Raw genomic sequence first — 5,822 nt, 5'->3', positions numbered from 1 at the left:
CGAAAAGTGTAAGTATCTTTTTCATAATAAATTTATTTTTAAGGTTTATATATATATATTAAAGGTATTCCAAAAATCAAACCAAAAAAAACAAATGGAGAAGTTTCGTTGTAAAATTTTTATTATTTTTTAACAACTATCTGATTTTTAAGCAGTATTTTATTAAAAAATAAGACATGATACGGAAGTGAGTTTTCCCAATAATCCCATGTATGTGCTCCCGGGCGTTCTGTATAATCGTGTTCGACTTTGTTGTAAACCAGTCTTCGGTGCAGTTCTCTGTTAGGTTCAATTAAGAAATCATCTACGCCGCAATCTACAATCAGAGGCAATTTATTAGCTTTTAGTTTATCCAGCATTCCCAAAACAGAATTTTGCTCGTACATTTCAGAACTCCCGCTTTTATCTCCAAATACCGGCTGCATTAATTTTACCACCTGAGCCGAAGAATCTCTGTTGAGCATTGCCCCCATATCTACTGCGCCGCTCATACTTCCGGCTGCACAAAATAAATCAGGATGTCTTGCTGATAAATATAACGCCCCGTGTCCGCCCATAGAAAGTCCTGTAATTACACGGCCCGTTCTGTTGGCAATAGTGCGGTATGTTTTATCGACTTTCTGAATCACCTCCTGGGTAATAAAAGTTTCAAACTGGCTTTCTTTATTTACAGGACTGTCGAGATAAAAACTAAAAGTTTCTCCTTCGGGCATTACGATAATCAGATTATATTGATCAGACAGCGCCTGAACCAGTTTTTTGTTTGGAGTATTTTTTAACCAATCGCCAAAATGTCCGTACGCTCCGTGCAATAAATACATTACCGGAAACGCCGATTTACTTTTAGCATACGAATTTGGTGTTACAACAGCAGCTTTATACGTTTTGCCCATTGCTGTACTTGGTACTTGCAGCGTATCTACTTTTGCAGCATAACTTATTGAAGATATACATAGTAAAGCAGCAAATACTAATTTTTTAAAGTTTTTCATATTGATATTTTTTCTGATTAGGGATTGTAAATATACTTTTTCCAAGCAATATATATGAAAAATCCGACCGGTTTTTTGCCAGTCGGATTTTATCTTTAACTTATAAATAGCTTACCAGATAACTACTTGTTTGTCTTTTGGCACAAACATCTTGTCTCCTTCTTTTACATTAAATGCTTTATAAAATTCAGGCATATTGCTCAATGGCCCGTTTACTCTAAATTTAGATGGCGAATGTACATCGATCATGATCATTCTTAAACTCGATTCATCGGTTCTGTTTATCATCCAGGCATACGCATACGAAAGGAAATAACGCTGTTCCGGGGTCAGTCCGCTTATTTTTTCCTGGGTTTTGTATTGTTCCGTTTTTTTGAAAGCTTCAAAACCAACTACTACTCCACCCAAATCTGCAATATTTTCACCTTGTGTGGCTTCACCATTTATATGTTTCCCAACAATCTCAAAATTATTATATTGGGCCACCACAGCTTTTGTTTTTTCCTTGAATTTTTTCAAATCCTCAGCCGTCCACCAGTCTTTTAGGTTTCCGTTTTCATCATATTTACTACCCTGATCATCAAAACCGTGTGTAATTTCATGACCAAAAGTTGATCCTCCGATAATTCCGTATAGAACCGCATCATCCGGCATACGTCCTTCAAAACCGGGAACAATAATATTACAGGCCGGAACTACAATCTCATTATTATTTGGACTGTAATACGCATTATACGTCTGAGGCTGAATGCTCCATTCTGTTTTATCTACTTTTTGACCAAATTTGCGAACCATGTCGTTGTAATGCCAGATGTTGGCATTCATAACGTTTGCACAATAAGCTTTTCTGTCAATCGAAAGCGCACTCATATCTTTCCATTTATCCGGATATCCTACTTTCATCACAATTTTGCTTAGCTTTTGCAATGCTTTTTTCTTGGTAGCTTCGCTCATCCAATCCAGTTTTTTGATATGCAAAGCATATACATCCCTGATATTGTTACCAATTTCAAGTAATTTTTCCTTAGAACCCTTAGGCAGATATTCGGCTACATATACCTGACCAATTAAATCGCCCAACAAAGCATCTGTTTGCTTAACGGTTCTTTTCCATCTTGGCTTTTGCTCTTTAATACCATTCATGACAGTACTGAAAAAGTAAAAATCCTGTTTTTCGAAGTCTTTACTCAAAGAAGAAGCATAGCTGTTGACAAGCGTCCATTTTAAATATGTTTTCCATTCTTCGATAGTATATTTTTTTAGTAAGGTATTCAGGCTTTTGAAAAATTCCGGCTGGGCTACAATTAAAGAATCGCTTTTTGGAACTCCTAAAATAGGCAAGATCGATTTCCAATCAACATTTGGTGTCATTTTATTAAATTGCTCCACCGTCATTTTATTGTAGTTATGAAGAGGATCCCTAAGATCTTCCAGTTTTCTTGACGAAGATGCCAGATCAGTTTCCAGTTTCATAATCATCGAAGCGTTTTTTGCTGCTGTTTCCTGATTTTCACCAGTCAGCTTCATCATCGCCTCGATATGTTTAAGGTATTCTTTTCTGATATTGACATTTCGTTCTTCTTTATCAAAATAATAATCCCTTTCACTAAGCCCTAATCCGCCCTGATAAAAATACATGGCATATTGCGAACTTATTTTGCTGTCCTGAAAAACATAAAACGAAAATGCCGGAGCCGCCCCCAGCGTTTGCAGGTGTGCAATAGATTTGTTTAGTGAAGGAATATCGGTTACTGCCTGAATTTTTTTCAGTTCTCCGTCAAGCGGAGTAATCCCGGCTTTGTTTATAGCTATGGTATCTAAACCTGAAGCATAAAAATCACCGATTTTTTGTTTGTTACTTCCTTTGACAGCATCGTTATCTTTAGCCGATTTTTCGCAGATTTGTTTAATCTGAGAATCAATCGTGTCCTGAATTATTCTCCAGATTCCGTTACTGCTCTCCGATTTATTGATTGGATTTTTCTTAAACCAGCCATTATTGGCATAATTAAAAAAATCATTTCCGGGATTAATCGTCGTATCCCTGTTGGTTATTAAAGGGTCTGAGAAGGTTGTTTCTTTTTTATTACAACTTGAAAAAGCAGTAACAACAAAAAGCGTCAGAAGAGAAACTTTTACTAAATTCATATGTATTGCTAGGTTTTATTTTATGATTATAAAAATTAAAAATAATCAATAAAGTTTTACAAAACATACAAATTAAAAAAGATAAGGCTATTTAATAATTATTTTGTGTTCATTACGGTATTGCGAAGCGCTTTTACCGGTGTATTGTTTGAAAGATTTGCTAAAATGGCTAAAATTATTAAATCCACTTTCGTAGCACACTTCATTTATCGTTATCGCTTTTTCTGCCAGAAGTTTCGAGGCATGAACCAGACGATATTCATTTACAAACTCTGTAAAGGTTTTATTTGATATTTTTTTGAAATACCTGCAAAACGAAGGAGTTGTCATACTGACCAGGCTCGAAACTTCGTCTATTGCAATAGATTCCTGAAAATGATCTTTTACATAATTAAAAACTACATTAATACGATCGTTGTCCTGCGTATTCAATTCAAGAGAAAATCCGTCGGCATTCAGAATCGTGTATTCTTCAGAAGATTCTAATTCGTCTAAAACACTCAAAAGAGTCAACAAACGCTCAAACGGAAGCTGATTTTCCATTTTTTCGATTTTATCACCGATCCGTTTTTTGGTTTCACCACCAAAAGCTATCCCTGCTTTGGACTGGCTTAATATATTTTGGATTTTTTTCATTTCCGGTAAAACAAAAAAGTCATTTCCCAGAAACTCGGGTTTGATATGAATAACAGTTTCGTTGATATTTCCGGTTTGTTCGTTGGTAAAACCACAGTGGGGTAAATTAGAACCTATTAAGATCAGGCTGCCATTAGTATAATAAGAAACATGGCTGCCGATTTGTCTTTTGCCTGCTCCACCATTAATATATACCAATTCAATTTCCGGATGATAATGCCACAAATGTGCCTTACTATTCGCTTTCTGGGCGTGTTTAGTATAGGTAAACGAGCTTCCGTATGAATTAGATATCACTTCGAGAGCGGGGGCTATGGTCTTCATGATAATACCTTTAAAAAATAATAGCAAAATTAACAAAAACACCTACAATAATTCATATTTTAACCTATAACGGTTTCGTAAATGAGAATATTTCATTAAAGTCAAAAATCGAATTTCTGCAAATAAACCTTTTTTTAAAGCCTCTGTTTTTTTATCCGTGATTTTTTCAACAAATCGTATTTAATTCAATGATTTAATGAAGATATATCATTTTGTAAGAAATACGGAACTTTTTCAGAGAGTGTTAATTTTATAAAACTTTGAAAAAAAATAGCTGAATTAACTAAAACACCTAAGATAATTCAAATTTTAACATATAACGGTTTCGTAAATGAGAATATAGCACATAAATTGGAAAATAGAGTTGTGATATAAAATCTATATCCGGAGTAATTTAGCATCAGAAAATTAGAAGAAACAAATTTAAAAATAAAGCCATGAAAAAGAATCTAAAACTTAGTGTAGTATGTGCAGTGCTTTTTACAGGAATGAGTACTTACGCAATTGACGGAGGAGATAACTTAAACCTTCACGTATTAAAAGGAAACGGAAAAATTATCACGTTTGCTCTTAATCAGGTTAAAAAAGCAAACCTTGCTATTTATGACAAAAACGGAACATTATTATATTCTGAAAATGCATCTGGCAGAGATGGTATTTTAAGAACTTTCAGCTTAGAAGAATTTCCGGAAGGAACTTACTTCTTAGAAGTTGAAGACAATTCAAAAAAAGTAAGACATGAAATTATTGTAACTGATGAGACTTCTACATTATCATCAAAAGCAATTTCATCAACATATAAAGCAGATTCTGCTAAAAATACCAGCGTAGCAACACGCTAAAAAAGTTTATACTCGAATACAGTATAAAAATGAGGTTAGATAGTTAGTAAAGTTTAAAAACATTCATTTGTTTTTTAAAACAGCTCTTTGTGGTTATTGAGCTGTTTTTTTTGTGCCTTATTTTTTGGGTTTCAGGTTTCAGGTTTCAGGCAAACAACTTGAAACCTGAAACCTAAAACTTTTTTTTTTGTAAGAAACACAAATTACTTTACATTTTCTTAATTCAAACAAAACATTGAAAAATATTTACCGAATTAACCAAAACGATAAATATAATTCATGTTTTAACCTATAACGGTTTCGTAAATGAGAATACAGCATATAAATATGCAAACACAGTTGTGCACAAAACTGTAAGGTTTAAGTAATTTAGCATCAGAGAATTAGAACTATTAATTTAAAAACAAAGGTCATGAAAAAGATTTTAAAATTAAGTTTAGTATGTGCAGTGCTTTTTACAGGAAGCTCGTATGCAATTGACGGGAATGAAGATTTTAGTCTTCATGTAATAAGATCAAACGGAAAGATGATTACGTTTGCTCTTAACCAGGTTAAAAAAGCAAACCTTGCAATTTACGACAAGGACGGTAATCTAATTTATTCTGAAAATGCTTCAGGTAAAGATGGAATTTTGAGAACTTTTAGTCTGGAAGAATTTCCTGAGGGAACTTACTTCTTAGAAGTTGAAGATAATGTAAAAACAGTAAAACATGAAATTACAATAACTGATAATAAAACTATATTATCATCAAAAGCAGTTTCATCAGTTTACAAAGCAGGTTTTTCTGCTAAAAATACCAGCGTAGCAACACGCTAAAAAATTTATACTTTATACAGAGTATAAAAATGAGTTTAGATAGTTAGTAAAAGTTAAAACTTG

At 33.5% G+C, this 5,822-nt stretch carries 5 protein-coding genes; 2 read left to right on the top strand and 3 right to left on the bottom strand.

The window, feature by feature from the left end; translation table 11 throughout:
• Positions 1–122: 122 nt before the first annotated feature.
• The 3 genes from DCO46_RS22050 to DCO46_RS22040 form a co-directional block, all read right to left on the bottom strand.
• Positions 123–992: an alpha/beta hydrolase gene (locus tag DCO46_RS22050; protein WP_116754623.1), complete on the bottom strand. Its 870-nt coding sequence runs from the start codon at positions 990–992 to the stop codon at positions 123–125.
• A gap of 111 nt (positions 993–1,103) precedes the next feature.
• The gene (locus DCO46_RS22045; RefSeq protein ID WP_116754622.1) at positions 1,104–3,140 is read right to left on the bottom strand and encodes a M13 family metallopeptidase; all 2,037 of its coding nucleotides are present in this window, start codon (positions 3,138–3,140) and stop codon (positions 1,104–1,106) included.
• Between the two features lie 87 nt (positions 3,141–3,227).
• Positions 3,228–4,100 (bottom strand): AraC family transcriptional regulator, encoded by an 873-nt coding sequence (locus DCO46_RS22040; RefSeq protein ID WP_116754621.1) that lies wholly within the window; start codon positions 4,098–4,100, stop codon positions 3,228–3,230.
• Between the two features lie 437 nt (positions 4,101–4,537).
• On the opposite strand from DCO46_RS22040, the gene DCO46_RS22035 reads away from it, so the two are divergent.
• The gene (locus tag DCO46_RS22035; RefSeq protein ID WP_116754620.1) at positions 4,538–4,942 is read left to right on the top strand and encodes a T9SS type A sorting domain-containing protein; all 405 of its coding nucleotides are present in this window, start codon (positions 4,538–4,540) and stop codon (positions 4,940–4,942) included.
• Between the two features lie 412 nt (positions 4,943–5,354).
• Positions 5,355–5,759 carry a T9SS type A sorting domain-containing protein gene (locus DCO46_RS22030; RefSeq protein WP_116754619.1) on the top strand — a complete coding sequence of 135 codons (405 nt, stop codon included), beginning with the start codon at positions 5,355–5,357 and terminating at the stop codon, positions 5,757–5,759.
• Positions 5,760–5,822: the final 63 nt, after the last annotated feature.

The sequence above is a fragment of the Flavobacterium sp. HTF genome (assembly GCF_003105115.1).
GTDB lineage: Bacteria > Bacteroidota > Bacteroidia > Flavobacteriales > Flavobacteriaceae > Flavobacterium.
Note: the sequence above shows the minus strand (reverse complement) of the source record. Positions and strands in the feature narration are given on the sequence as shown.

Coding starts and splice junctions, on each gene's coding strand:
- DCO46_RS22050 (WP_116754623.1), bottom strand. CDS start 992: ATGAAAAACTTTAAAAAATTAGTATTTGCTGCTTTACTATGTATATCT.
- DCO46_RS22030 (WP_116754619.1), top strand. CDS start 5,355: ATGAAAAAGATTTTAAAATTAAGTTTAGTATGTGCAGTGCTTTTTACA.
- DCO46_RS22035 (WP_116754620.1), top strand. CDS start 4,538: ATGAAAAAGAATCTAAAACTTAGTGTAGTATGTGCAGTGCTTTTTACA.
- DCO46_RS22045 (WP_116754622.1), bottom strand. CDS start 3,140: ATGAATTTAGTAAAAGTTTCTCTTCTGACGCTTTTTGTTGTTACTGCT.
- DCO46_RS22040 (WP_116754621.1), bottom strand. CDS start 4,100: ATGAAGACCATAGCCCCCGCTCTCGAAGTGATATCTAATTCATACGGA.